At 56.8% G+C, this 24,934-nt stretch carries 24 protein-coding genes; 17 read left to right on the top strand and 7 right to left on the bottom strand.

All coding sequences use genetic code 11. The features are described from left to right. Window positions 1-41 precede the first annotated feature (41 nt). Window positions 42-1,688, bottom strand: a complete 1,647-nt coding sequence (gene fumA / locus HMPREF3143_RS08590) for a class I fumarate hydratase FumA (RefSeq protein WP_044596731.1) — start codon at window positions 1,686-1,688, stop codon at window positions 42-44. A gap of 199 nt (window positions 1,689-1,887) precedes the next feature. Here fumA and manA point away from each other — a divergent pair, with 199 nt between their 5' ends. Together manA and HMPREF3143_RS08580 are read left to right on the top strand one after the other, a co-directional pair. Next, window positions 1,888-3,063, top strand: coding sequence for a mannose-6-phosphate isomerase (gene manA, locus HMPREF3143_RS08585; protein ID WP_070532639.1), 1,176 nt, complete (start codon window positions 1,888-1,890; stop codon window positions 3,061-3,063). A gap of 99 nt (window positions 3,064-3,162) precedes the next feature. After that, window positions 3,163-4,695 (top strand): YdgA family protein, encoded by a 1,533-nt coding sequence (locus tag HMPREF3143_RS08580; protein ID WP_070532636.1) that lies wholly within the window; start codon window positions 3,163-3,165, stop codon window positions 4,693-4,695. Between the two features lie 114 nt (window positions 4,696-4,809). Here HMPREF3143_RS08580 and HMPREF3143_RS08575 read toward each other — a convergent pair whose 3' ends face one another. After that, window positions 4,810-5,838, bottom strand: a complete 1,029-nt coding sequence (locus HMPREF3143_RS08575) for a Mal regulon transcriptional regulator MalI (RefSeq protein ID WP_021241148.1) — start codon at window positions 5,836-5,838, stop codon at window positions 4,810-4,812. 179 nt (window positions 5,839-6,017) lie between these two features. On the opposite strand from HMPREF3143_RS08575, the gene malX reads away from it, so the two are divergent. From malX to add, 3 genes are all read left to right on the top strand, one after another. Beyond that, on the top strand, window positions 6,018-7,610 hold the full coding sequence (gene malX, locus HMPREF3143_RS08570) for a maltose/glucose-specific PTS transporter subunit IIBC (protein ID WP_023343984.1): 1,593 nt from the start codon (window positions 6,018-6,020) through the stop codon (window positions 7,608-7,610). Window positions 7,611-7,658: 48 nt separating this feature from the next. Continuing rightward, window positions 7,659-8,831: a MalY/PatB family protein gene (locus HMPREF3143_RS08565; protein ID WP_070532630.1), complete on the top strand. Its 1,173-nt coding sequence runs from the start codon at window positions 7,659-7,661 to the stop codon at window positions 8,829-8,831. 96 nt (window positions 8,832-8,927) lie between these two features. Then, window positions 8,928-9,929, top strand: a complete 1,002-nt coding sequence (gene add / locus HMPREF3143_RS08560) for an adenosine deaminase (RefSeq protein ID WP_023343982.1) — start codon at window positions 8,928-8,930, stop codon at window positions 9,927-9,929. Between the two features lie 55 nt (window positions 9,930-9,984). On the opposite strand, the gene HMPREF3143_RS08555 is transcribed toward add, so the two are convergent. Continuing rightward, window positions 9,985-11,025 (bottom strand): oxidoreductase, encoded by a 1,041-nt coding sequence (locus tag HMPREF3143_RS08555; RefSeq protein ID WP_070532628.1) that lies wholly within the window; start codon window positions 11,023-11,025, stop codon window positions 9,985-9,987. A 243-nt stretch (window positions 11,026-11,268) separates the two neighbouring features. Here HMPREF3143_RS08555 and blr point away from each other — a divergent pair, with 243 nt between their 5' ends. The 12 genes from blr (at window position 11,269) to gstA (ending at window position 21,435) form a co-directional block, all read left to right on the top strand. Then, window positions 11,269-11,394, top strand: coding sequence for a division septum protein Blr (blr, locus tag HMPREF3143_RS08550; RefSeq protein WP_168112406.1), 126 nt, complete (start codon window positions 11,269-11,271; stop codon window positions 11,392-11,394). Between the two features lie 231 nt (window positions 11,395-11,625). Further along, window positions 11,626-11,841, top strand: a complete 216-nt coding sequence (gene ydgT / locus HMPREF3143_RS08545; protein ID WP_006174966.1) for a transcription modulator YdgT — start codon at window positions 11,626-11,628, stop codon at window positions 11,839-11,841. Between the two features lie 86 nt (window positions 11,842-11,927). Further along, entirely contained in the window at window positions 11,928-12,368 is a 441-nt protein-coding gene (locus HMPREF3143_RS08540; RefSeq protein WP_021241142.1) for a DUF2569 domain-containing protein, read from the top strand. A gap of 76 nt (window positions 12,369-12,444) precedes the next feature. Beyond that, window positions 12,445-13,026, top strand: a complete 582-nt coding sequence (rsxA, locus tag HMPREF3143_RS08535) for an electron transport complex subunit RsxA (RefSeq protein ID WP_008500564.1) — start codon at window positions 12,445-12,447, stop codon at window positions 13,024-13,026. Further along, the gene (gene rsxB, locus HMPREF3143_RS08530) at window positions 13,026-13,604 is read left to right on the top strand and encodes an electron transport complex subunit RsxB (protein WP_008500565.1); all 579 of its coding nucleotides are present in this window, start codon (window positions 13,026-13,028) and stop codon (window positions 13,602-13,604) included. The genes rsxA and rsxB overlap by 1 nt, the downstream gene beginning before the upstream one ends. Further along, window positions 13,597-15,618, top strand: coding sequence for an electron transport complex subunit RsxC (gene rsxC / locus HMPREF3143_RS08525; protein ID WP_070532626.1), 2,022 nt, complete (start codon window positions 13,597-13,599; stop codon window positions 15,616-15,618). The genes rsxB and rsxC overlap by 8 nt, the downstream gene beginning before the upstream one ends. After that, a complete protein-coding gene (gene rsxD / locus HMPREF3143_RS08520; protein WP_059363754.1) occupies window positions 15,619-16,671 on the top strand; it encodes an electron transport complex subunit RsxD in 1,053 nt (350 codons plus the stop codon). A gap of 10 nt (window positions 16,672-16,681) precedes the next feature. Further along, window positions 16,682-17,302: an electron transport complex subunit RsxG gene (rsxG, locus tag HMPREF3143_RS08515; protein WP_008500568.1), complete on the top strand. Its 621-nt coding sequence runs from the start codon at window positions 16,682-16,684 to the stop codon at window positions 17,300-17,302. A 2-nt stretch (window positions 17,303-17,304) separates the two neighbouring features. Further along, a complete protein-coding gene (locus tag HMPREF3143_RS08510; protein WP_008500569.1) occupies window positions 17,305-17,991 on the top strand; it encodes an electron transport complex subunit E in 687 nt (228 codons plus the stop codon). Then, window positions 17,988-18,623, top strand: coding sequence for an endonuclease III (gene nth, locus HMPREF3143_RS08505; protein WP_008500570.1), 636 nt, complete (start codon window positions 17,988-17,990; stop codon window positions 18,621-18,623). The genes HMPREF3143_RS08510 and nth overlap by 4 nt, the downstream gene beginning before the upstream one ends. A gap of 592 nt (window positions 18,624-19,215) precedes the next feature. After that, a complete protein-coding gene (dtpA, locus tag HMPREF3143_RS08500) occupies window positions 19,216-20,724 on the top strand; it encodes a dipeptide/tripeptide permease DtpA (protein WP_008500571.1) in 1,509 nt (502 codons plus the stop codon). Between the two features lie 105 nt (window positions 20,725-20,829). Beyond that, window positions 20,830-21,435: a glutathione transferase GstA gene (gene gstA / locus HMPREF3143_RS08495; RefSeq protein WP_008500572.1), complete on the top strand. Its 606-nt coding sequence runs from the start codon at window positions 20,830-20,832 to the stop codon at window positions 21,433-21,435. Between the two features lie 77 nt (window positions 21,436-21,512). On the opposite strand, the gene pdxY is transcribed toward gstA, so the two are convergent. The 4 genes from pdxY to mliC all read right to left on the bottom strand — a co-directional run bounded on the left by pdxY (window position 21,513) and on the right by mliC (window position 24,883). Continuing rightward, window positions 21,513-22,373: a pyridoxal kinase PdxY gene (gene pdxY / locus HMPREF3143_RS08490; protein WP_023292624.1), complete on the bottom strand. Its 861-nt coding sequence runs from the start codon at window positions 22,371-22,373 to the stop codon at window positions 21,513-21,515. A 66-nt stretch (window positions 22,374-22,439) separates the two neighbouring features. Continuing rightward, the gene (gene tyrS / locus HMPREF3143_RS08485) at window positions 22,440-23,714 is read right to left on the bottom strand and encodes a tyrosine--tRNA ligase (protein WP_008500574.1); all 1,275 of its coding nucleotides are present in this window, start codon (window positions 23,712-23,714) and stop codon (window positions 22,440-22,442) included. A 125-nt stretch (window positions 23,715-23,839) separates the two neighbouring features. Further along, entirely contained in the window at window positions 23,840-24,496 is a 657-nt protein-coding gene (gene pdxH, locus HMPREF3143_RS08480) for a pyridoxamine 5'-phosphate oxidase (protein ID WP_008500575.1), read from the bottom strand. Window positions 24,497-24,553: 57 nt separating this feature from the next. Continuing rightward, entirely contained in the window at window positions 24,554-24,883 is a 330-nt protein-coding gene (mliC, locus tag HMPREF3143_RS08475; RefSeq protein ID WP_085930290.1) for a C-type lysozyme inhibitor, read from the bottom strand. Window positions 24,884-24,934: the final 51 nt, after the last annotated feature.

Here is a 24,934-nt window from a genome sequence, read left to right as displayed (position 1 = left end):
GGCCGGGTAAGGCGAAGCCGCCACCCGGCATTTTCTTCAGACTACTTCACACACGCCGAACACTGAGAAGACTGGATCTGTTTGAAGAAGTCGTTACCTTTGTCATCCACGAGGATAAACGCCGGGAAGTCTTCCACCTCAATTTTCCAGATCGCTTCCATGCCCAGTTCCGGGTATTCCACGCACTCCAGGCTCTTGATGCTGCCCTGCGCCAGCACCGCAGCCGGGCCGCCGATGCTGCCGAGGTAGAAGCCGCCGTGCTTGTGGCAGGCGTCCGTTACCTGCTGGCTGCGGTTGCCTTTCGCCAGCATGATCATGCTGCCGCCGTTAGCCTGCAGCTGGTCGACGTACGAGTCCATACGGCCCGCCGTGGTTGGGCCTAATGAGCCAGAGGCATAACCTTCAGGCGTTTTCGCCGGGCCCGCGTAGTAGATCGGGTGATCTTTAATGTACTGCGGCAGCCCTTCGCCGTTGTCCAGACGCTCTTTCAGCTTCGCGTGCGCAATGTCGCGGCCCACGATAATCGTGCCGTTCAGGGAGAGACGGGTCGAGACCGGATACTGAGAAAGCTGCGCCAGAATCTCTTTCATCGGACGGTTCAGATCCACGCGAACCGCTTCCCCCTCGCCCGCTTTACGCAGTTCTTCCGGGATGTATTTGCCCGGGTTGTTCTCCAGCTTCTCGATCCAGATGCCGTCGCGGTTGATCTTCGCCTTGATGTTGCGATCCGCAGAGCAGGAGACGCCCATCCCGACCGGACAGGATGCACCGTGACGCGGCAGACGGATCACGCGCACGTCGTGGGCGAAGTATTTACCGCCAAACTGCGCGCCGAGGCCCAGATTGCGCGCTTCTTCCAGCAGCTCCTGCTCAAGCTGCACGTCGCGGAACGCCTGCCCGTGCTCGTTACCTTCGGTTGGCAGGCCGTCGTAGTATTTGGTTGAGGCCAGCTTCACGGTCTTCAGCGTGCTTTCCGCCGAGGTACCGCCAATCACAAACGCGATATGGTACGGCGGGCACGCCGCGGTGCCGAGGGTGCGCATCTTCTCAACCAGATAATTCTTCAGCTTGCCCGGGGTGAGCAGCGCTTTGGTCTCCTGATAGAGATAGGTTTTGTTGGCCGAACCGCCGCCTTTGGCGATGCAGAGGAATTTGTACTCATCCCCGTCGACGCTGTAGAGGTCAATCTGTGCAGGCAGGTTAGTGCCGGTGTTGACCTCTTTGTACATGTCCAGCGCCGCGTTTTGCGAATAGCGCAGGTTGTCTTCGGTGTAGGTGTTGTAGACGCCGTGCGCCAGCGCCGCTTCATCGCCGCCGCCGGTCCAGACGCGCTGGCCTTTTTTACCGACGATGATCGCCGTGCCGGTATCCTGGCAGGTAGGCAGAATGCCTTTCGCCGCGATATCGGAGTTACGCAGGAACTGCAGGGCAACGTACTTGTCGTTTTCGCTGGCTTCCGGGTCGCTCAGAATATCGGCCACCTGCTGCTGGTGCGCAGGACGGAGCATAAACGAGGCGTCGTGGAAAGCATGCTGCGCCAGCAGCGTCAGCGCCTGCGGATCCACCTTGAGGATCTCTTGTCCTTCAAACTCAGAGACGGAGACGTGATCGCGGGTTAACAGGTAATACTCGGTCTGATCCTTACTGAGGGGGAAAGGATCCTGATAATGGAAGGGTTTATTCGACATTGGTCTCTCACTTACTGCTTCGGTCTGTTTATTCAGGGCAGATGTTCCGCTGCCCGGCTTAAAAGCGAGTCAGCTTATCCTACACAATTTTTTAACAAAAACTGAGACTAGTACGACTTTTTACATCCACAGGTTACTTCCAGGTGGTTTATTGCTTTAATACCCGGAGTTTATTCCACATTTGAATCAGGGCTTGATAATGCAAAAACTCATCAACTCAGTGCAAAACTACGCCTGGGGAAGTAAAACTGCGTTAACGGATCTCTACGGTATCGCGAACCCAAACAACCTGCCGATGGCAGAACTGTGGATGGGGGCGCACCCGAAGAGCAGCTCAAAAATTGAAGACGCCAGCGGCCAGGCACGCAGCCTGCGCGACGTGATTGACGGCGATAAAACCGCGCTGCTGGGCGACAAGGTGGCTCAGCGCTTTGGCGAACTGCCGTTCCTGTTTAAAGTGCTGTGCGCAGACCAGCCGCTCTCCATCCAGGTTCATCCGAACAAGCAAGCGTCTGAAATCGGCTTTGCGAAAGAGAACGCGGCGGGTATTCCGTTAGACGCCGCCGAGCGTAACTACAAAGATCCTAACCACAAGCCGGAGCTGGTGTTCGCGCTGACGCCGTTCCTGGCGATGAACGCGTTCCGCGAATTTTCAGAGATTATCTCCCTGCTGCAGCCGGTCGCGGGTGCCAATAACGCTATCGCGCATTTCCTTGAAAACCCGAATGCCGAGGCGCTAAGCCAGCTGTTTGCCAGCCTGCTGAACATGCAGGGTGAAGAGAAATCCCACGCCCTGGCGGTGCTGAAAGCCGCCCTGGAGAGCCAGCAAGGTGAACCGTGGGAGACCATCCGTCTTATTGCGCAGTTCTATCCGGACGACAGCGGCCTGTTCTCCCCTCTGCTGCTGAACGTGGTGAAGCTGAATCCGGGTGAAGCAATGTTCCTGTTCGCGGAAACTCCGCACGCCTACCTGCAGGGCGTGGCGCTGGAGGTGATGGCCAACTCTGACAACGTGCTGCGCGCGGGCCTGACGCCGAAATACATCGACATCCCCGAGCTGGTTGCCAACGTCAAGTTCGTGGCGAAACCTGCCGCGGAGCTGCTGACTCAGCCGGTGAAAAACGGCGCAGAGCTGGACTTCCCGATTCCGGTTGAGGATTTTGCTTTCTCCCTGCACGACCTGAGCCAGACAGAAACGACCATCGCACAGGAAAGTGCGGCGATCCTGTTCTGCGTGGAAGGCGAAGCGACGCTGCACAAAGGCGAACAGCGTCTGGTGCTTAAGCCCGGTGAATCAGCATTCGTTGCAGCCAATGAGTCTCCGGTTAGCGTAAGCGGCACCGGTCGACTGGCGCGCGTTTTCAATAAGCTTTAAGCACTTACTGAATTTTTTAACAACTCTTGCTAAGCTAGTTGCAGGCTTAATATCTCCAGGCGGTTTTTACCGCCTGGTTTCATTTTAGGGATAGTCGCAATGAAAAAATCGGTCGTAGCGGTAGGAGTGATTGTAGCGTTAGGCGTGGTCTGGACGGGTGCCTCCTGGTTTACCGGGAAACAGCTGGAAGGACGCCTGGCTGAAATGGTGGCGCAGGCTAACGGAGAGATTAAGCGCAGCGCGCCGGAAGCGGGCCTTGAGCTGAGCTACCAGAATTATCAGCGCGGCGTGTTTACCAGCCGTATGCAGGTTGTGGTGAAGCCGGTTGCCGGTACGGAAAACGGCTGGCTGAAAACGGGTCAGAGCGTGGTGCTGGATGAAGTGGTCAGCCACGGTCCCTTCCCGCTGGCGCAGCTAAAGTCGTTTAACCTGATCCCGTCAATGGCGTCCGTTCACACGGTCCTGGTGAATAACGACGTCACCAAACCGCTGTTCGACCTGGCAAAAAATACCTCACCTTTCGAAATCGACACCCGCATCAGCTATGCCGGTGACACGAGTTCTGATATTGCCCTGAAAGCGCTGAACTACGAGAAAGAGAATGAGAAAGTCGCCTTTAGCGGTGGTCACTTCAAACTTGACGCGGACCGCGACGGGAACGTGTTCTCCCTGACGGGTGAAGCGGAAAGTGGCCTGGTCAACGCCGTGAACGAATACAATCAAAAAGTTCAGCTCACCTTCAACAACCTGAAGGCCGACGGCAACAGCCGCATGACCGATTTTAAAGAGCGTATCGGCGATCAGAAACTGTCTCTCGATAAAGTCGCCATTGCGGTTGAAGGCAAAGAGATGGCCGTGCTGGAAGGCATGGACGTTAACGGCAAATCCGACGTGTCCAAAGACGGTAAGAGCATCAATACCCAGCTGGATTACACGCTGAAGAGCCTGAAAGTGCAGAATCAGGATCTGGGCACCGGCAAACTGTCGCTGAAGATCGGCAATATCGACGGCCAGGCGTGGCACGAATTTAGCCAGAAATACAGCAAAGAGAGCCAGGCGCTGCTGACCGATGCCGCGCTGCAGCAGAACCCGGAAGTGTACCAGCAGCAGGCGATGGCAGTGCTGTTCAACAACCTGCCGATCCTGCTGAAAGGCGAGCCGGTGATCACCGTTGCGCCGCTGAGCTGGAAAAACAGCAAAGGTGAAACCAGCTTCAACCTGTCGCTGTTCCTGAAAGATCCGGCCACCGCCACGGGTGAACCGCAGACGCTGGCGCAGGAAGTGGATCGCAGCGTGAAGTCGCTCGACAGCAAGCTGACCATCCCGATGGATATGGCGACCGAGTTTATGACCCAGATTGCGAAGCTGGAAGGCTACGGCGATGAAGATGCCGGCAAGCTGGCGAACCAGCAGGTGAAAGGTCTGGCGGCCATGGGCCAGATGTTCCGCATCACGAAGGTGGACAACAACACGATTTCCACCAGCCTGCAGTACGCCAACGGCCAGGTCACGCTCAACGGCGACAAAATGCCGCTGGAGGATTTTGTCGGCATGTTTGGCATGCCTGCTCTGGGGATGCCGGAACCGGCTGAACCGGCAGCGCCAGCCGAACCGGCGGCACCGCAGCAGTAAACGTCAAAACCCCTCGCATGAGGGGTTTTTTATTGCCGGGCGGCGCTGACGCTTACCCGGCCTACGATTCCGGGCCGTTGCAGGCCCGTGTAAGCGCAGCGCCGCCGGGCGATATTATTTCACCGTCACTAACCGCGCCGCCACAATCTGGTGCCCGGCCTGTACATCCGTATTGTCGATACGCTGCATGATTCTGTCCGCCAGGGTGTAACCCATCTCCCGCGCGGGGGTAGTGGCCCAGACGATCGGCAGGTCGTCGAGGGCGTTTTCCCCGACGTCGGCGAACGCCCCCAGCGCCACCTGGTGGCCGAAGAAGGTTTCCACCCCGCCCTCGCCGCTCTGACGCCCGGCGCGGATCAGGCCAAACCAGGCGCCCATGGCGATCACATCGTTATAGCAAATGACGGCGCTGATGGTCGGGCTGCTGCGCAGCAGCGCGCCTATCGCTTCCGCCGCCATCTTCTGGCTGGACTCACACTCAACAACCCACTCGCTGTGGAACGGCAGGCCGTATTTAATCAGCGTCGCGCAGTAGCCGCCGACCCGTTCGGCGCGGGTCAGGGACGAGCTTTTGCCGCCCAGCCAGGCAATGCGCTGATGGCCGCGACGAATAAGATGCTCGGTCAGCATTTGCGCCGCCTGCATGTTATCCGGGCGCAGCGTATCGGCTTCATCGAGGTAGCTGGCGCGTGAAGCAAACACCAGCGGCACGCCTTTTTCAGCGGCACGCTCGCACAGCTCGCTGCCCACGCCCGACGCCCCGGCGACGATCACCCCGTCCACCCCCTGATTCAGCAGCATATCGAGCCGGGAAAGCAGCTGATCGGCCTCGCGACCGCCGTGAAGCAGAAAGACCATCCGCCCCTGCGCTTCAAGCGCTTCGGTTAAGCCGGCGGTCAGCTCCGCATAGAACGGTGACGTCAGGTCACGGACAATCAGGCCAATCACCCCGCTTTGCCCGCCGCGCAGCGCCGACGCCTGGCGGTTTCGCACAAAGCCCAACTGCTCAACCGCCTCATTCACCCGCTGACCGGTCGCGGGAGAGATGCGTCCTTTGCCGCTCAGTACCAGAGAAACGGTGCTGACGGAAACCCCCGCCGCCAGCGCGACATCGTTGATGGTGACTTTTTTCGCTACAGCCATGTGTTGGCGTGACTCCCTGAAAAATGAGATCGGTAAAACGTTTTATCAATACGTTATCTTTATACTACCAGTAAAAGCCTGAGAATGTGATTTAGCGCGCACTAAACTTTGATAAAACGTTTTATCTTCTCGCAGCATTGAAGCAGACAAACTGATTTTAACAATAAAGGAGTCGTTTTATGACGGCGAAAGCAGCACAAAAAATATCGCTGTGGGAATTTTTCCAGCAACTGGGTAAAACCTTTATGCTGCCCGTGGCGCTTCTCTCGTTCTGCGGGATCATGCTCGGGATCGGCAGTTCGCTCAGCAGTAAAGACGTCATCACGCTGATCCCCTTCCTCGGTGCGCCCGTGCTGCAGGCGATCTTTATCTGGATGAGTAAAGTCGGCTCCTTTGCCTTCAGTTTCCTGCCCGTGATGTTCTGTATTGCAATCCCGCTGGGCCTGGCCCGCGAGAACAAAGGCGTCGCGGCGTTTGCCGGTTTTGTGGGCTACGCGGTGATGAACCTGGCGGTTAACTTCTGGCTGACCGCAAAAGGCATACTGCCGACCACCGACGCCGCCGTTCTGAAGGCCAACAACATTCAGAGCGTGATTGGCATCCAGTCTATTGATACCGGGATCCTCGGGGCGGTGATCGCCGGGGTAATTATCTGGATGCTGCACGAGCGCTTCCACAATATCCGCCTGCCGGATGCCCTGGCCTTCTTCGGCGGCACCCGCTTTGTCCCGATCGTGACCCTGGTCGTTATGGGACTGTTTGGTCTGATTATTCCGCTGATTTGGCCAGTTTTCGCTATGGGCATCAACGGCATTGGCCGCATCATTAACGGCGCGGGAGATTTTGGTCCGATGATTTTCGGCACCGGCGAGCGTCTTCTGCTGCCGTTTGGCCTGCAGCATATCCTGGTGGCCCTGATTCGCTTCACCGAAGCGGGCGGCACCATGGAGGTGTGCGGTCACGACGTGAGCGGCGCGCTGACTATCTTCCAGGCGCAGCTGAGCTGCCCGACGACACACGGCTTCTCCGAAAGCGCAACCCGCTTCCTGTCTCAGGGTAAAATGCCTGCCTTCCTCGGCGGCCTGCCGGGTGCTGCGCTGGCAATGTACCACTGCGCGCGCCCGGAAAACCGTCATAAAATTAAAGGCCTGCTGATTTCCGGCGTGATCGCCTGCGTCGTGGGCGGTACCACCGAGCCTATCGAGTTCCTGTTCCTGTTCGTCGCGCCGGTGCTGTATCTGATTCACGCGGTGCTGACCGGTCTGGGCTTCACCGTGATGGCGGTGCTGGGCGTCACCATCGGCAACACTGACGGTAACGTCATCGACTTCGTGGTGTTCGGGATCCTGCACGGCCTGTCGACTAAGTGGTATCTGGTCCCTGTCGTGGCGGCAATCTGGTTTGCGGTGTACTACGGGATCTTCCGCTTCGCCATCACCCGCTTTAACCTGAAAACGCCAGGACGCGATATTGATACGGCCACCAGCGTTGAACAGGCGGTTGCCGGTACCGTGGGCAAATCCGGCTATAACACCCCTGCCATTCTGGCGGCGCTGGGCGGTGCGGATAACATCACCTCGCTGGATAACTGCATTACCCGCCTGCGTTTGTCGGTGGCGGATATGTCAAAAGTGGATACCAACGCCCTCAAGGCCAACCGGGCCATCGGCGTGGTACAGTTAAACCAGCACAATTTGCAGGTGGTTATCGGCCCGCAGGTACAGTCAGTGAAAGATGAGCTGGCGACCCTGATGCGAACAGTAGAAGCCTGATGCCTCAGCCCCCTCACCATGAGGGGGTTTTACGTTAAGGATTAAAGCATGTTTGATTTCTCAACCGTCGTGGATCGACACGGCACCTGGTGTACGCAGTGGGACTATGTCGCCGACCGCTTTGGCGCGGCCGATCTGCTGCCCTTCACCATCTCGGATATGGATTTCGCCACCGCCCCCTGCATAACCGACGCGCTGCAACAGCGCATTCATCACGGCGTGTTTGGCTATAGCCGCTGGAAAAACGACGAGTTTCTCGCCGCCGTCGCACACTGGTTCCAGCAGCGCTTTAACATCCGAATTGATACCGAAAGCGTGGTTTATGGCCCCTCCGTCATCTACATGGTCTCGGAACTGATTCGCCTCTGGTCAAAACCCGACGACGGCGTGGTGGTTCACACCCCGGCATACGATGCCTTTTACAAAGCCATAGAGGGTAACGGGCGTCGTGTTGTGGCGGTTGAAATGGAAAAACAGGCCGCTGGCTGGCAGGGCAATATGGCAGCCCTCGAAGCGGCGCTGGCGAAACCGGAAAACAAAATTTTGCTGCTGTGCAGCCCGCAGAATCCGACCGGCAAGGTCTGGACGCGGGATGAATTGACGCAGATGGCGGAACTCTGCGAGCGCTATGACGTGGCGGTTATCAGCGATGAAATCCATATGGACATGGTGTGGGGAGAACATCGTCACACGCCGTGGACCGCAGTGGCGCGGAGCAAATGGGCGCTTCTGACCTCCGGCTCGAAAAGCTTTAACATTCCGGCGCTGACGGGGGCTTATGGCCTGATCGGCGATGAAGAGAGCCGTAACGGCTATCTCAGCGCGTTAAAAGGTCGGGACGGGCTCTCTTCCCCTTCCGTGCTGGCGCTAACGGCGCATATCGCCGCCTATCAGCAAGGGGGGCCGTGGCTGGATGCCCTGCGGGGTTATCTGGAAGAGAATCTGTTGTATATCGCTCAGGAAGTAAACCGCGCTTTTCCGAAACTCAACTGGCAGCCGCCGGAAGCGACCTATCTGGCCTGGATCGATCTGCGTCCGCTGAATATTGACGATCGGGCGCTGCAAAAAGTGCTGATTGAGCAGCAAAAGGTCGCCATCATGCCGGGATATACCTATGGAAAAGAGGGAAATGGCTTCGTACGCCTGAATGCGGGCTGCCCGCGCAGCAAGCTGGAGCAAGGGGTTCAACGCCTGATTGCCGGCATTAATACGCTTCTGTAATCAATTTGCGCAACGGAATATTCCCTTGCGCAAATAGCTTTTTACCCCGTTTTGTTTTTATAATATGGCGCACTTTAACCAGAAAAGAGTGCGACCATGATTGATACACGCCTGCCTTTAACTGATATTCATCGTCACCTTGACGGTAACATTCGTGCCCAAACCATCCTCGATCTTGGCCGCCAGTTCAATTTAACGCTTCCTGCTCAGACCCTTGAGTCCCTGATCCCTCACGTGCAGGTGACCTCTAATGAACCGGACCTGGTCAGCTTCCTGAGCAAACTCGACTGGGGCGTGAAAATGCTGGCGTCGCTGGATGCCTGCCGCCGCGTGGCGTTTGAGAACATCGAAGATGCCGCCCGCAACGGCCTGCACTACGTCGAGCTGCGCTTCTCGCCGGGCTACATGGCGATGACCCACAACCTGCCCGTTGCAGGCGTCGTGGAAGCCGTCATTGAAGGCGTCCGCGAAGGGTGCAAAACCTTCGACGTTCAGGCTCGCCTGATCGGCATCATGAGCCGTACCTTCGGTGAAGCCGCCTGCCTGCAGGAGCTGGAAGCGCTGCTGGCCCATCGCGATGCCATCACCGCCGTCGATCTCGCCGGTGATGAACTGGGCTTCCCGGGCAGCCTGTTCCTCTCCCACTTCAACCGCGCGCGCGATGCCGGCTGGCACATTACCGTGCACGCGGGTGAAGCGGCTGGCCCGGAAAGCATCTGGCAGGCCATCCGCGAGCTGGGCGCCGAACGTATCGGTCACGGCGTGAAGGCGGTAGAAGACCGCGCCCTGATGGATTTCCTGGCGGAGCAGCGCATCGGGATTGAGTCGTGCCTGACGTCTAACATTCAGACCAGCACCGTAGCATCGCTGTCGCAGCACCCGCTGAAAACCTTCCTCGAGCACGGCGTGCTGGCCTCGCTGAATACGGACGATCCGGCGGTTCAGGGCGTGGATATCATCCACGAGTACAACATCGCCGCACCGCAGGCGGGGTTGAGCCGCGAGCAGATCCGTCAGGCGCAGATTAACGGGCTGGAGATCGCCTTCCTGACGCCTGCGGAGAAGCAGGCGCTGCGGGATAAGGTGGCAACCGCGTAACCCCTTTTGCCGGGTGGCGGCTACGCCTCACCCGGCCTACAGCAACGTCAAAAACTTATGCCAGACAGAGCGTCGCGCGATGTTTGGCAGATTCGATCCCCAGCTCAATCAGCTCCATAATCTGTATCGCCTGGCTTGCCGGAACCGGATTCTCTCCCGTGCCGTTCAGCGCATCGCGAATAGCGGCATAATACGCCGGATAGTTACCCGGTATCGTCAGCAAGGTCTCTTCGACCAGCTCCTCGCCTTCCACCCGCGTGACGACGCCGTCGCGCATATCATAGCCCCAGTCTTCCTGCGGCAGACGCTCACCGTTTTTCAGCCTGTCTTCCTGCGGATCGAGACCAAACTTCACGTAGCTGCCGCGCGTGCCGTGAATAATGTAACGGGCAGATTCTGCCGCCGCGACCATCGTGCCGTGCAGCACAATTCGCCGCTGCGGGTAACTGAGCACCGCGTGGAAGTAATCGGTCGTCTGCGCACCGGGCCTGAGCTGGGCCAGATCGACCGTCATGCTCACCGGCAGGCCAAAGAGATTGACGGCCTGATCCAGCAGATGCGGGGCTAAATCATACCAGATACCGCTGCCAGGACCGGCCTGCTCGCGCCAGCGGTTTCGTACCTGCGGGCGAAAGCGGTCAAAGTGCGACTCAAAAAAGAGGATCTCCCCTAACGTACCTTCACTGAGAAGCCGTTTTACCGTCAGAAAATCACTGTCCCAGCGGCGGTTATGGAACACCGACAGCAGCCTGCCCAGACTCTTTGCCAGCGCATCCAGCTCGCGAGCCTGTGACAGTGTCACGGTAAAGGGCTTATCGACAACCACATGCTTCCCGGCTTCCAGCGCGGCCTTTGCCAGCGGAAAGTGGGTATCGTTCGGCGTGGGAATGACGATTAAATCAATGTTTGGATCGTTGAAAAGATGTTTTGGCTCGGAGACAACCGGCACAGAAGGCCAGTCTGCATGGACTTTAGCAGCGTCGCTGCTGGATACCACCGCCAGCGCCATCCCCGGCGTCCCGGCAATCAGAGGCGCATGAAACGTTTTGCTCGCGTACCCGTAACCAATAAGCCCAACGCGGATATTATCACTCATAGTGTCATCCTCTTTTAAGTCGTTCTTATTTCACACTGGCTAGTCTGGCATTAGCACGGATTAATAATGTGCCGTATGACGTAAAATAGCAGGTTATACGGATTGTTTTTGTTACATAGTATTAACCTACTGATTTTGTTTAAGGGAACCGTTCCCAAAGCCCTTGCCGTCAGTGAAACGTCGCTGTAACATTTGCGCCCTGTCTTTATGGATAAAGTACAATTACACATCATGACGTCAATTATTAATCGAATCATTGAATTAGCGGGATGGATTGTCCTTGGGGTGTCGGTCATTTTGCTGGGCGTTGCCAGCCATATCGATAACTACCAGCCGCCGGAGCCTGTCACCGTCGCTCAACCTAAGTAACCGGTTACTGCAATAAAGAGTGACATAATATGTCAGTTACTTATTGCCAGCCCTGGTGAACACGGTTAACCTTCTCTTCCAGGCATCGTCTGATACCTGAATTTCAGCAAAGAAAACTCCTAATTTCGTCGCGTTACCTGAGTGGGCTGTTTACGTCTTTATTAATCCGTTTATTATTCGAACGAATTACCTTAACTGGTATTACTCACTTTTATATGGAAACTTATTAATATGACAGTTCAGGACTATTTATTAAAATTTCGCAAGATCAATTCGCTTGAGAGCCTGGAAAAACTGTTTGACCATCTGAACTACACCCTGTCGGATAATCAGGAAATCATTAATATGTATCGCGCCGCTGACCATCGCCGTGCGGAGCTGGTCTCCGGTGGCCGTTTGTTCAACGTCGGCGAAGTGCCAAAGTCCGTGTGGCGTTACGTTTTATAAGAAAGTAGCCATCCGCGCGAAATGTTATATACTCTCCGCCCTGCCAACTGGCTGTACAACATTTCGCGCAGATTATGGGAGAGTTCATGACCGCAACGCCTGGAGAACGCATTGGAGGCTGGTTAATCGCCCCACTGGCATGGCTGCTGGTTGCCTTATTAAGCGCATCACTTGCGCTGTTGCTTTATACCACCGCACTGATTACCCCTCACGCCATTCAGACCCTGTTGTCGCAAAGCGTGCTTAATATTGCTTTGTGGTTTGTGTCGTTCGTTTTCGCGATCGGGATGTGGTACTACACGCTGTGGCTGACCATCGCCTTCTTTAAGCGCCGTAAGAATGTGCCTAAGCACTACATTATCTGGCTGCTGGTTTCGGTCCTGCTGGCGGTGAAGGCGTTTGCTTTTTCGCCCGTTTCAGACGCGCTGGCTGTTCGTCAGCTGCTTTTCCCGTTGCTGGCCGCGGCGCTGCTGGTGCCCTACTTCAAGCGTTCGACGCGGGTGAAAAACACCTTCGTGAACCCGTAATAACCCTACAGATAACCTGTTGTCGCCTGCCTGGGTTTGTCCGATAATAGGCGGCTTTTTTATTTCAGGCTAAATAATGACCGATTACTTACTGCTCTTTGTCGGCACCGTGCTGGTTAACAACTTCGTTCTGGTGAAGTTCCTTGGCCTGTGCCCGTTTATGGGCGTTTCCAAAAAGCTGGAAACGGCAATGGGTATGGGGCTGGCGACGACCTTCGTCATGACGCTGGCGTCCATCTGCGCGTGGTGGATTGATACCTGGATCCTCATCCCGCTGGGGTTAACCTATCTCCGTACGCTGGCCTTTATTCTGGTTATCGCGGTGGTGGTGCAGTTTACCGAAATGGTGGTGCGCAAAACCAGCCCGGCGCTCTATCGCCTGCTGGGCATCTTCCTGCCGCTGATCACCACTAACTGCGCCGTTCTCGGCGTGGCGCTGCTGAACATCAACCTGGGTCATAACTTTATGCAATCGGCGCTGTATGGTTTTTCTGCGGCTGTCGGTTTCTCTTTGGTCATGGTGCTGTTTGCCTCTATTCGCGAGCGCCTGGCAGCAGCGGATATTCCTGCGCCCTTCCGCGGTAACGCGATTGCGCTGGTCACCGCCGGTTTAATGTCTCTGGCCTTTATGGGCTTTAGTGGTCTGGTGAAGTTGTAATGAATGCTATCTGGATTGCCATCGCCTCTATCAGCGTCCTGGGGTTGGTGTTTGGCCTTATCCTGGGTTACGCCTCCCGCCGTTTCGCGGTAGAGGACGATCCCGTTGTTGAGAAAATTGATGAGCTTCTGCCGCAAAGCCAGTGCGGGCAGTGTGGCTACCCGGGCTGCCGCCCTTACGCTGAAGCGGTAGGCATCCAGGGCGAAAAAATTAACCGCTGCGCCCCCGGCGGCGAAGCAGTCATGCTGAAAATTGCCGCCCTGCTTAACGTTGATCCGCAGCCGGTTGATGGCGACGCGGACGTGCAGGAGCCGGTCCGCGCGCTGGCCGTGATCGACGAAGCGAACTGCATCGGCTGTACCAAATGTATTCAGGCCTGCCCGGTCGACGCCATTGTTGGCGCAACGCGCGCCATGCACACCGTGGTGGCGGACCTGTGCACCGGCTGTAACCTCTGCGTAGCCCCCTGCCCGACGCAATGTATCGAGCTGCGCCCGGTTGAAACGACTACCGAAAGCTGGAAATGGGATCTTCAGACCATTCCGGTTCGCAATATTCCTGTGGAACAACATGCTTAAGTTATTTTCTGCTTTCAGAAAAGAGAAGATTTGGGACTTTGACGGCGGTATTCACCCACCGGAGATGAAAACCCAGTCTAATGGCACGCCGCTGCGTCAAATTCCGCTGGCGACCCGTTTCGTCATGCCGCTCAAGCAGCACATTGGCGCTGAGGGTGAGCTGTGCGTGAAAGAAGGCGATACGGTTCTTCGCGGCCAGCCGCTGACCTTTGGTCGCGGACGTATGCTGCCGGTGCACGCCCCCACCTCCGGTAAGGTGGTCGCTATCGCGCCTCATACGGTGGCGCATCCGTCAGCGCTCGCAGAGCTGAGCGTGATTATTGAAGCCGACGGCGAAGACCGCTGGATCGACCGCGATGGCTGGAGTGACTACCGCTCCCGCAGCCGCGAGGCGCTTATCGAACGCATTCATCAGTTCGGCGTTGCTGGCCTGGGTGGCGCAGGCTTCCCGACCGGCGTCAAGCTGCGCGGCGGTGGCGATAACATTCAGACGCTGATTATCAACGCCGCCGAATGCGAACCGTACATCACCGCCGACGATCGTCTGATGCAGGACTGCGCCGCCCAGGTGGTGGAAGGCATCCGCATCCTCGCGCACATTCTGCAGCCGCGAGAAGTGCTGATTGGTATCGAAGACAATAAACCGCAGGCTATATCAATGCTGCGCGCCGTGCTGGCGGGCAGTCACGATATTAGCCTGCGCGTTATCCCGACCAAATACCCCTCTGGCGGTGCTAAACAGCTGACGCAAATTCTCACCGGTAAGCAGGTTCCGCACGGCGGACGCTCTTCAGATATCGGCGTGCTGATGCAGAACGTCGGGACCGCGTACGCCGTGAAGCGCGCGGTGATCGACGGCGAGCCGCTGACCGAGCGCGTGGTAACGCTGACCGGGGAAGCGGTCTCTCGTCCGGGCAACGTCTGGGCGCGTCTGGGTACGCCGGTGCGTCACCTGCTGGAGCAGGCTGAGTTTTGCCCGTCAAGCGACCAGATGGTGATCATGGGCGGCCCGCTGATGGGCTTTACTCTGCCGTGGCTCGATGTGCCGGTAGTCAAAATCACCAACTGCCTGCTCGCCCCTTCCCCGACCGAGATGGGTGAAGAGCAGGAAGAAAAAGGCTGTATTCGCTGCAGCGCCTGTGCCGACGCCTGCCCGGCGGATCTACTTCCGCAGCAGCTGTACTGGTACAGCAAAGGCCAGCTGCACGACAAGGCGACAGCCCATAACCTGGCCGACTGCATCGAATGCGGCGCCTGCGCCTGGGTCTGCCCTAGCAACATTCCTCTGGTGCAGTATTTCCGCCAGGAGAAGGCGGAAATTTATGCCATCTCCATGGAAGAAAAACGCGCGGCGGAAGCCAAAGCACGCTTTGAAGCGCGCCAGGCGCGACTGGAGCGTGAAAAAATCGCCCGTCAGGAGCGCCATAAGCAGGCCGCCGTTCAGCCCGGCGAGAAAGATCAGGATGCGATTAATGCCGCACTGGCCCGCGTTCGCGAGAAAAAAGCGACCGCGGCGCAGCCTGTGGTGATCCCGGTCGGCGAGAAGCCGGACAACAGCGAAGCGATTGCTGCGCGTGAAGCGCGTAAAGCTCAGGCTCGCGCCCGTCAGGCTGAAAAAGCGCAAACGGTCCAGACGGATGCTGAGATCGACCCGCGTAAAGCGGCCGTTGAAGCGGCAATAGCCCGTGCCAAAGCGCGCAAAGCCGGCGAGCAGAACGTGGTGGTTGAGCAGGAAGCGGTCGACCCTCGCAAAGCGGCCGTTGAGGCGGCGATTGCCCGTGCCAAAGCCCGCAAAGCGGCGCAGCAGACGCCAACCGCAGAACCCGACGCGCCGGTCGATCCGCGTAAAGCCGCCGTCGAAGCGGCGATTGCCCGCGCTAAAGCCCGTAAAGCAGCGCAGCAGGATGAGCAACCGCAGGCCGCCAACGATGACCCGCGCAAAGCCGCCGTCGCCGCCGCCATTGCGCGCGTTCAGGCAAAGAAAGCCGCACAGCAAGCAGTTAACGAGGATTAAATGGTTTTCAGAATCGCAAGCTCCCCTTACACCCACAATCAGCGCCAGACATCGCGCATCATGATGCTGGTCTGCCTGGCGGCGCTGCCGGGCATTGCCGTTCAGTGCTGGTTTTTCGGCTGGGGAACCCTGTTCCAGATAATCCTGGGCTGTGCCAGCGCCTTAGCGGCGGAAGCCCTTGTCCTTAAGCTGCGCAAGGCGGCGGTCTCCCGCATTCTGGCCGATAACTCCGCGCTGCTGACCGGGCTGCTGCTGGCGATCAGTATCCCGCCGTTTGCTCCATGGTGGATGGTGGTCCTCGGCACCGTGTTTGCGGTGATCATTGCCAAACAGCTGTATGGTGGACTCGGCCATAACCCGTTTAACCCGGCGATGATTGGCTACGTGGTGCTGCTGATCTCCTTCCCGGTACAGATGACCAGCTGGCTGCCACCGCACGAGATTGCGGCCACGGTTCCGGGCTTCATGGATGCTCTGCACGTGATCTTTACCGGCCATACGGCGCTCGGTGCCGATATGAACGCGCTGCGCATGGGCGTGGACGGGATCAGCCAGGCGACGCCGCTTGATACCTTTAAAACGTCCCTGCATGCCGGGCACAGCGTCGAGCAAATCATGAAATCGGCGATCTACAGCGGCGTGCTGGCGGGAGCCGGCTGGCAGTGGGTCAACCTGGCGTATCTGCTGGGCGGCCTGTTCCTGCTGCAGCAGAAAGCCATCCGCTGGCATATTCCGGTCAGCTTCCTCGTGACGCTGGCGATCTGCGCCACGCTGGGGTGGGTATTCTCTCCTGAATCCCTGGCCAGCCCGCAGCTGCACCTGCTCTCCGGGGCGACCATGCTGGGTGCCTTCTTTATCCTGACGGATCCGGTGACGGCCTCAACGACTAACCGCGGGCGCCTGATCTTCGGCGCGCTGGCAGGCCTGCTGGTCTGGCTCATCCGCAGCTTTGGCGGGTACCCGGACGGCGTGGCTTTTGCCGTCCTGCTTGCCAACATTACCGTTCCGCTCATCGACTATTACACGCGTCCGCGCGTGTACGGTCATCGCTAAGGGTCTCGCCATGTTCAAAACGATGCAAAAACACGGCGTCACGCTGGCTGTCTTCGCCGCGGTCCTGACAGGGCTGACGGCGCTGGTAAATGCGCTGACCAAAACGACCATCGAAGAGCAGGCCTCGAAGCAGCAAAAGGCGCTGTTCGATCAGGTGATCCCGGCGGAATTCTACGATAACGACCTGCAAAAAAGCTGCTTTGTGGTAGACGCGCCGCAGCTTGGGAAAGGCCCGCACCGCCTCTTTATTGCCCGAAAAGGGGATAAACCGGTCGGCGCGGTGATGGAAGCGACGGCGCCTGACGGCTATTCCGGTGCCATTCAGCTCCTCGTGGGCAGTGATTTCTCCGGCACCATACTGGGCACCCGCGTGACGGAACACCATGAAACGCCGGGTCTTGGCGATAAAATTGAAACCCGTCTGAGCGACTGGATTTTGCACTTTGCCGGTAAAGTGATCCATGGTGAAGATGACACCGCGTTTGCGGTGAAGAAAGATGGCGGCGAGTTTGACCAGTTCACCGGGGCGACCATCACCCCACGTGCGGTGGTGAATGCCGTAAAACGAGCCGGGCTGTACGCTGAAACGCTGCCCGCGCAAATCAACAATCTTCCGGCCTGTGAGGAGTAATCATGAGCCAGGTTAAAGAGGTTATTGTCCAGGGGTTGTGGAAGAACAACTCCGCGCTGGTACAGCTTCTGGGGATGTGCCCACTGCTGGCGGTGACATCCACCGCCACCAACGCGCTCGGTCTGGGTCTGGCAACCACGCTGGTATTGACCCTGACCAACCTCTCCATCTCTGCCCTGCGCCGCTGGACGCCGTCGGAAATTCGTATTCCGATTTACGTCATGATCATTGCGTCGGTGGTCAGTATTGTTCAGATGCTGATTAACGCCTACGCGTTCGGTCTGTACCAGTCGCTCGGGATCTTCATTCCCCTTATCGTCACCAACTGTATCGTGGTCGGGCGTGCGGAAGCCTTTGCGGTGAAAAACAGTCCGGCCATGTCGGCGCTGGACGGTTTTTCTATTGGCATGGGTGCCACCTGCGCCATGTTCGTGCTGGGCTCGCTGCGCGAGATCCTCGGCAACGGTACGCTGTTCGACGGCGCTGATGCGCTGCTGGGCGGCTGGGCCAAAGCGCTGCGTATTGAAGTGTTCCACACCGATACGCCATTCCTGCTGGCGATGCTGCCGCCTGGCGCGTTTATTGGTCTTGGCATGATGCTGGCGATAAAATACCTGATTGACGAGAAACGTAAGCGCCGCGCGGCAGAGCGCAGCGTTCTGGAAGGGACACCCGAGAAGGCCTCATGAATAAAGAAAAGCGCATTGCGATCCTGACCCGTCTGCGGGACGAGAACCCGCACCCGACGACGGAGCTGAATTTTACCTCCCCGTTTGAGCTGCTGATCGCCGTGTTGCTCTCTGCACAGGCTACCGACGTGAGCGTCAATAAAGCCACCGCCCTGCTCTATCCGGTCGCCAATACGCCGAAGGCCATGCTGGAGCTGGGCGTGGAAGGCGTGAAGTCCTATATCAAAACCATCGGCCTGTTTAACAGCAAAGCCGAGAACGTCATCAAGACCTGCCGAATTCTGCTGGAGCAGCACGGAGGCGAAGTGCCGGAAGACCGCGCAGCGCTGGAAGCCTTGCCGGGCGTGGGTCGTAAAACCGCGAACGTGGTGCTCAATACCGCGTTTGGCTGGCCCACTATCGCCGTCGATACGCATATCTTTCGCGTGTCTAACCGGACCAACTTCGCGCCGGGGAAAAATGTCGAGCAGGTCGAAGAGAAGCTGCTGAAAGTGGTTCCGGCAGAATTTAAGGTTGATTGCCATCACTGGCTGATTCTGCACGGTCGTTACACATGTATTGCCCGTAAGCCTCGCTGCGGCTCCTGCATTATTGAAGATCTCTGCGAATACAAAGAAAAAGTGTACCCCTGAGGCATCTCAATCCCCTGGCTAAAGAAGGGCTTTCAAACGCTCTTCTTTTGACCGTTATTTGTCCGCCTTTCGTTTCGCCTTACCTGTCACTTATTCGGCTCTTTAACGCTGAAACAGGTTAATACTTTTTTCATAGCCGAAAATTTCTATACATCTGTGATCGCGATCACCCTGATAACTTCATGTTGTATTTTTGTTGTCAAAATCGACCTAAACCCTTTATCTGACAAGACACCCCTCTTTCTTTGCCGACGATAAGACCAGCTATTTTTCAGAATATGGGCTATATCACTGCCACAAGCGGCAAATAGCAGAACATATCGCCAGCAGCCCGTACTGACCGGTGATTACCAGTCGAAAAAACTACCTTTACTCAGCGTATGAAATTTAACGCTGAATAACATTTGCATGAACCGACGATTATACCATTCAGGATATATGTAACAGATTATTACAAACGTATTGCCAGATGGGGCAGGATAGTGAACATTACCCGCCGTTTCTCCTCCCAATATAACTATAAGGCGTATGGGCTACGGCCATCACGCTATGAACACCCCCGTTAATATGGGATGTAAAAAAAGAGGTATATGTGTCGACTGCAAACAATAAACCAACAGATGAAAGCGTGAGTCTGAACGCTTTTAAACAACCTAAAGCGTTCTATCTCATCTTCTCTATTGAGTTATGGGAGCGTTTTGGTTACTACGGCCTGCAAGGGATCATGGCGGTTTACCTGGTGAAACAGCTGGGTATGTCCGAAGCCGATTCCATCACGCTGTTCTCCTCCTTCAGTGCTCTGGTGTACGGTCTGGTCGCTATCGGCGGCTGGCTGGGCGATAAAGTCCTCGGAACTAAACGTGTCATTATGCTGGGCGCCATTGTTCTGGCGATTGGCTATGGACTGGTAGCATGGTCAGGGCATGATGCCGCTGTCGTGTATATGGGCATGGCCACGATCGCCGTGGGTAACGGTCTGTTCAAAGCGAACCCGTCTTCCCTGCTCTCTACCTGCTACAGCAAAGATGACCCGCGTCTGGACGGTGCATTTACCATGTACTACATGTCCATCAACATCGGTTCGTTCTTCTCGATGCTGGCAACCCCATGGCTCGCAGCAAAATTCGGCTGGAGCGTGGCGTTTGCACTGAGCTTCGTCGGTATGCTGATCACCGTGGTGAACTTCCTGTTCTGCCGCAGCTGGGTTAAAAACTACGGTTCAAAACCAGACTTCGAGCCTGTGCATATGGGCAAACTGCTGGCGACCATCGTAGGCGTTGTGGTCCTGGCGGCCATCGCTACCTGGCTGCTGCACAACCAGGGTATCGCACGTGCCGTTCTGGGCGTTGTGGCGCTGGGTATCGTGGTTATCTTCGCGAAAGAAGCATTCGCTATGCAGGGTGCTGCCCGTCGTAAGATGATCGTGGCCTTCATTCTGATGCTGGAAGCGATTATCTTCTTCGTACTGTACAGCCAGATGCCAACCTCTCTGAACTTCTTCGCCATTCGTAACGTCGAGCACTCTATTCTGGGCATCGCGTTCGAACCGGAGCAGTATCAGGCACTGAACCCGTTCTGGATCATGATTGGTAGCCCGATTCTGGCCGCGATCTATAACAAGATGGGCGACCGTCTGCCAATGCCGCACAAGTTTGCTATCGGTATGGTGCTGTGCTCCGGCGCGTTCCTGGTGCTGCCGCTGGGTACCAAATTTGCTACCGACGCGGGTATCGTATCCGTTAACTGGCTGATCCTGAGCTACGCGCTGCAGTCTATCGGCGAACTGATGATCTCTGGTCTGGGTCTGGCAATGGTTGCACAGCTGGTTCCGCAGCGTCTGATGGGCTTCATTATGGGTAGCTGGTTCCTGACCACTGCCGGTGCAGCAATTATCGCCGGTAAGATTGCGAACCTGATGGCCGTGCCGGAAAACGTCACTGACCCACTGGTTTCCCTGAACGTCTACGGTACCGTGTTCATGCAGATTGGTATCGCGACTGCCGTTATTGCCGCTCTGATGCTGCTGACCGCACCGAAACTGAATCGCATGACTCAGGACGACGACAAGACCGCTAAGGCGACCAAAACCGCTACTGCGTGAAATCCGTGAGAAACGACTGACCAGAAGCCGCTAATTGATTAGCGGCTTTTTTTTTATCCGTTTGCGCACTAACATAGCTGAAACCTCAGCGAAAAGGAGTTACCGATGAAACTGTTCTACAAACCGGGCGCGTGCTCTCTTGCTTCCCATATCACCCTGCGCGAGAGCGGCAAAGATTTCACGCTGGATGGCGTTGATCTGATGAAAAAACGTCTGGAAAACGGCGATGACTTTCTTGCTATTAACCCGAAAGGACAGGTTCCGGCGCTCCTGCTGGATGACGGTACCCTGCTGACCGAAGGCGTGGCGATTATGCAGTTCCTGGCCGATAGCGTGCCCGATCGCCAGCTGCTGGCCCCGGTCAGTACGATTTCTCGCTATAAGACGCTGGAATGGCTGAACTACATTGCCACCGAGCTGCACAAAGGCTTTACGCCGCTGTTCCGCCCGGATACGCCGGAAGAGTTTAAGCCGACCCTGCGCGCCCTGCTGGAGAAAAAGCTGCAGTACGTTAACGAATCGCTGAAAGACGAACAGTGGATCGGCGGCTCACGCTTCACGATCGCTGATGCGTACCTGTTCACCGTGCTGCGCTGGGCACGTGCGGTTAAGCTGAATCTGGAAGGGTTAGACCACATTGCATCATATATGAAACGCGTGGCTGAACGTCCTGCGGTGGCTGCGGCGCTGAAAGCGGAAGGTCTTAACTAATATCGCCCGGCGGCGCTGCGCTGGCACGGGCCTACGGGTTTTGTAGGCCGGGTAAGCGCAGCGCCACCCGGCATCGTTTAAAGCTGGGTTGCGCTGAAATAGTGCTCCGGCTTCGCGATACGATCCTGTGCCGCGACCACCTGCAGTTCATATTCCTGCATCTCTTTCGTCGCAATCATAATTTCGTACACCGCTGCCGTAACGTGCTCCAGCGCGTCCCTCACCGTTGCACCCTGAAGCAATTTCACCAGCAGCAGCCCGCTGGTCACATCGCCCACGCCCACCGGCTGACGCGTGCCAAAATCCACCAGCGGGCGGCTGATATGCCAGGCATCCTCTTTCGTCACCAGCAGCATCTCAAAGCGATCCTGGCTTAGCCCTGCGCGCGCGAGGTGTTTTACCAGCACAACCTCAGGCCCCTGCGCGATCAGCTCGCGTGACGCGCTTACGGCCTCTTCTACGCTGTTAACCGGATGCTCGCAGAGAATTTCCAGTTCGACCAGGTTTGGCGCAATGATATCGCTGGCGGGCAGCGCATGGCGAACGTGGAATTCTGCCACGCCTGGCGCCACGATACAGCCTTTCTCCGGATGGCCCATGACGGGGTCGCAGAAGTATTTTGCCGACGGGTTGGCAGCCTTTACCTGACGCACGATGCCGAGGATATGTTCCCCCTGCTCCGCTGAACCAAGATAACCGCTCAATACGGCGTCACAGCGCTTGAGCTGGTCGATATCCGCAATGCCCTGCACCACCTCGGTGAGGTGCGAAGGCGGCATCACGCAGCCGGCCCATTTGCCATACTGCGTGTGGTTAGAGAACTGAACGGTATTGAGGGGCCAGACGTTGACGCCGAGGCGGCGCATCGGGAATTCCGCAGCGCTGTTGCCAGCATGTCCAAAAACAACGTGGGACTGAATGGCGAGGATGTTCTTCATTTTATGCTTACCAAACCCTGAAAAAACAAAAGGGGCGTGGTTTCCCACGCCCCTCGAGACTGTTAATTATTTCCAGCAGACAAGGCAGTAGTTTTTCTTACCGCGACGCAGCAGGGTGTAGCGGCCATACAGACGGTCGCCATCAACAAAGGTGTATTCCGGGTCAGCCTGCTTTTCACCGTTGATGGTGATCGCGTTTGAGGCGATGGTTTTACGCGCCTGACCGCGGGAAGGCTGCAGCTCAGAATCCACCAGAGCCTGCATCAGGTCAGCCCCTTTCTCCATCTCAACCATTGGCACGCCGTCCTGCGCCAGCTGTTCGAAGTCCGCTTCGCTCAGATCGCTCAGGGTACCGTTGAACAGGCTTGCAGTAATGCGTTTTGCCGCGGCCAGACCTTCTTCACCGTGAACCAGTTTGGTCACTTCATCTGCCAGCACGTACTGCGCGCGTGGCGCTTTACCGCTGTTCTTGTCTTCTTCTTCCAGCGCATTGATGTCTTCAATATCCATAAAGGTGAAGAACTTCAGGAAGCGATAAACATCGGCATCCGCCGTGTTGATCCAGAACTGGTAGAATTTGTACGGGCTGGTTTTCTTCGGATCGAGCCATACCGCGCCGCCTTCGGTTTTACCAAATTTGGTACCGTCAGCTTTGGTAATCAGCGGAACGGTCAGACCAAAGACCTGATTCTGGTGCAGGCGACGGGTCAGGTCGATACCGGAGGTGATATTACCCCACTGGTCAGAACCGCCAATCTGCAGGGAAACACCGTGCAGTTTGTTCAGGCAGGCAAAGTCATACCCCTGCAGCAGGTTGTAGGAGAACTCGGTAAAGGAGATACCCTGGTCGTCACGGTTCAGACGCTGCTTCACGGCCTCTTTGTTAATCATCTGGTTAACAGAGAAGTGCTTGCCGATGTCGCGCAGGAAGGTCAGCACGTTCATGCTGCCAAACCAGTCGTAGTTGTTCGCGGCAATCGCGGCGTTATCGCCACAGTTGAAGTCGAGGAACGGTGCAACCTGTTTGCGGATCTTATCGACCCACTCCTGCACGGTATCTTCGGTGTTCAGTTTACGCTCAGCGGCTTTGAAGCTTGGGTCACCAATCAGACCGGTCGCGCCGCCCACCAGGGCAACAGGCTTATGGCCCGCCATCTGGAAGCGTTTCAGGCATAACAATGGAACAAGATGCCCCAAATGCAAGCTGTCAGCGGTGGGATCGAAGCCGCAATAGAGCGCGATCGGGCCTTGCGCCAGTCGCTCTGCTAACGCTTCCTCGTCCGTCACCTGGGCCACGAGGCCCCGCTCTTGCAATTGTTTAATCAAGTTACTGCTTGCCATCAAATTCTCCATGTATAAACGACTGCACCTTTGCCGGTACACGACTTTTCGCCTGATGCGAAAGGACCATAGAATAAAGCGCAAGCGCGGTGTGCGCTAGCGCTTAAATCAACAAATTTCGGGGATTACGGCGCCAGTCTGTCGATTTTCCAGCCGCCATTCTCGCGCTGGTATAAAAAGCGGTCGTGCAGGCGATGTTCGCCCCCCTGCCAGAATTCGATTTGCTCAATCGGGATGCGGAAACCACCCCAGAAGCTCGGCAGCGGGATTTCACCCTGCTGGAACTTCTGCTTCAGCTCGAGGAATTTACTTTCCAGCACGCCGCGGGCGGAAATGCGGCTGGACTGTTTTGATACCCAGGCGCCAATCTGGCTGTCACGCGGACGACTGTGGAAATACTTCACCACTTCCAGCGTCGAGAGACGTTCCGCTTTGCCGGTCACCATGACCTGACGTTCCAGCATGTGCCACGGGAACAGCAGGCTGATACGCGGATTGTTTTCCAGATGGTGCGCTTTGCGGCTGCCAAGGTTGGTATAGAACACCAGCCCTTTCTCGTCATAATGCTTGAGCAATACGATACGCTGATACGGTTGACCGTTTTCATCTACCGTTGCGACAACCATCGCCGTTGGGTCGGCAAGTTTCGCTTCGCAGGCCTGTTTTAGCCAGCGTTCAAAAAGCACAAGGGGTTCAGCGGGAAGATCCTGGCGACGCAGGCCGCCTTTGGTGTATTCACGGCGCAGATGCGCAATTTGCTGCAGTTCGTCGTTATCTGACATGGCGTTAGCTGACATTGAGAGTGGGTGGCGCTATTGTGCGCCGCCCCTGTAAAAATCTCAACGCTTCGGATTTTCGAGCTGGCAATTGTTCAGCACAATACGGTCGCGTTTGTAGACCGTGGCGCTGTCGCCTTTCGACCAGAAGACATAGATACCGTCGGTGTAGCGTGCGCCCGAGGCCGAAATGCCCTGCTTCAGCGTCAGCAATTTATTGTCGTAAACAAAACTGGCTTCCTGGCGCGGATTGTTCAGCTTCACGGTCAGCGGTTTTTCGTCGCAGCGATACTCCAGGGTATCGGTCTGCATGCGCTCAACGAGCTGGTTGTAGACGCTGCATCCTGACAGCAGCAAAGGGGCGGCAATAAGAAGAAGTTTTTTCATGGGCATATTCCGAAGACTATCCTGGTCCTGGAGGGCATGGCTGCCCCCCTGTTTCGT

It is taken from the genome of Enterobacter sp. HMSC16D10, assembly GCF_001807145.1.
In the GTDB taxonomy this organism is placed as follows: Bacteria; Pseudomonadota; Gammaproteobacteria; order Enterobacterales; family Enterobacteriaceae; genus Enterobacter; species Enterobacter roggenkampii.
This window is presented reverse-complemented; position numbering and strand designations above follow the sequence as displayed.

Bases quoted from the DNA above. Each gene is read 5' to 3' on its own strand.
- nth (WP_008500570.1), top strand. From the start codon at position 17,988: ATGAATAAAGAAAAGCGCATTGCGATCCTGACCCGTCTGCGGGACGAG.
- HMPREF3143_RS08540 (WP_021241142.1), top strand. From the start codon at position 11,928: ATGACCGCAACGCCTGGAGAACGCATTGGAGGCTGGTTAATCGCCCCA.
- HMPREF3143_RS08565 (WP_070532630.1), top strand. From the start codon at position 7,659: ATGTTTGATTTCTCAACCGTCGTGGATCGACACGGCACCTGGTGTACG.
- ydgT (WP_006174966.1), top strand. From the start codon at position 11,626: ATGACAGTTCAGGACTATTTATTAAAATTTCGCAAGATCAATTCGCTT.
- gstA (WP_008500572.1), top strand. From the start codon at position 20,830: ATGAAACTGTTCTACAAACCGGGCGCGTGCTCTCTTGCTTCCCATATC.
- malX (WP_023343984.1), top strand. From the start codon at position 6,018: ATGACGGCGAAAGCAGCACAAAAAATATCGCTGTGGGAATTTTTCCAG.
- fumA (WP_044596731.1), bottom strand. From the start codon at position 1,688: ATGTCGAATAAACCCTTCCATTATCAGGATCCTTTCCCCCTCAGTAAG.
- HMPREF3143_RS08555 (WP_070532628.1), bottom strand. From the start codon at position 11,025: ATGAGTGATAATATCCGCGTTGGGCTTATTGGTTACGGGTACGCGAGC.
- rsxG (WP_008500568.1), top strand. From the start codon at position 16,682: ATGTTCAAAACGATGCAAAAACACGGCGTCACGCTGGCTGTCTTCGCC.
- mliC (WP_085930290.1), bottom strand. From the start codon at position 24,883: ATGCCCATGAAAAAACTTCTTCTTATTGCCGCCCCTTTGCTGCTGTCA.
- tyrS (WP_008500574.1), bottom strand. From the start codon at position 23,714: ATGGCAAGCAGTAACTTGATTAAACAATTGCAAGAGCGGGGCCTCGTG.
- manA (WP_070532639.1), top strand. From the start codon at position 1,888: ATGCAAAAACTCATCAACTCAGTGCAAAACTACGCCTGGGGAAGTAAA.
- pdxH (WP_008500575.1), bottom strand. From the start codon at position 24,496: ATGTCAGATAACGACGAACTGCAGCAAATTGCGCATCTGCGCCGTGAA.
- rsxB (WP_008500565.1), top strand. From the start codon at position 13,026: ATGAATGCTATCTGGATTGCCATCGCCTCTATCAGCGTCCTGGGGTTG.
- pdxY (WP_023292624.1), bottom strand. From the start codon at position 22,373: ATGAAGAACATCCTCGCCATTCAGTCCCACGTTGTTTTTGGACATGCT.
- HMPREF3143_RS08580 (WP_070532636.1), top strand. From the start codon at position 3,163: ATGAAAAAATCGGTCGTAGCGGTAGGAGTGATTGTAGCGTTAGGCGTG.
- rsxA (WP_008500564.1), top strand. From the start codon at position 12,445: ATGACCGATTACTTACTGCTCTTTGTCGGCACCGTGCTGGTTAACAAC.
- HMPREF3143_RS08510 (WP_008500569.1), top strand. From the start codon at position 17,305: ATGAGCCAGGTTAAAGAGGTTATTGTCCAGGGGTTGTGGAAGAACAAC.
- rsxC (WP_070532626.1), top strand. From the start codon at position 13,597: ATGCTTAAGTTATTTTCTGCTTTCAGAAAAGAGAAGATTTGGGACTTT.
- HMPREF3143_RS08575 (WP_021241148.1), bottom strand. From the start codon at position 5,838: ATGGCTGTAGCGAAAAAAGTCACCATCAACGATGTCGCGCTGGCGGCG.
- rsxD (WP_059363754.1), top strand. From the start codon at position 15,619: ATGGTTTTCAGAATCGCAAGCTCCCCTTACACCCACAATCAGCGCCAG.
- add (WP_023343982.1), top strand. From the start codon at position 8,928: ATGATTGATACACGCCTGCCTTTAACTGATATTCATCGTCACCTTGAC.